Raw genomic sequence first — 599 nt, 5'->3', positions numbered from 1 at the left:
GCAACGTCGTCACCGATGGCAACGGCAACTCGACGGTCTACCTGCAGAGTTCGACGATCGCCGACGTGCTGAAGGCGGTTGACTTCGCCACGGGCGTGCAGACCTTCACGCTCAACGGCAGCGGTGGTGGTACGCTTGCGACCGCCTCCGGCCAGACCAACTCGTCGATCAACGCTTCCGGCCAGCTCAAGCTGTCCACCGGCGTCAATGCCGACCTGTCGATCACCGGCACCGGCAACGCGCTGGCGGCGCTCGGCCTCGCCGGCAACACCGGTACGTCCTCGGCGTTCACGGCGGCCCGTACCTCCGGCACCGGCGGCATCAACGGCAAGACCTTGACCTTCTCCTCCTTCAATGGCGGTACGGCGGTCAACGTCACCATCGGCGACGGCACCAACGGCACGGTCAAGACACTCGATCAGCTCAACACGGCGCTTCAGGCCAACAACCTGTCAGCCACAATCGACGCCAACGGCCTGCTGACGATCTCGACCACCAACGACTACGCCTCCTCGACGCTGGGTTCGTCGGTTGCTGGTGGTGCGATCGGCGGCACGCTGACGACCGCGCTGACCTTCTCGACCGCTTCCACCCCGGTC

The 599-nt window shown here is 65.6% G+C and carries 1 protein-coding gene; it reads left to right on the top strand.

All coding sequences use genetic code 11. The features are described from left to right. On the top strand, positions 1–599 hold a 599-nt coding region (locus AC0L23_RS40020), incomplete at both ends, for a DUF1522 domain-containing protein (RefSeq protein ID WP_473358430.1).

It is taken from the genome of Bradyrhizobium sp. MI1.4 (genome assembly GCF_055811315.1).
Note: the sequence above shows the minus strand (reverse complement) of the source record. Positions and strands in the feature narration are given on the sequence as shown.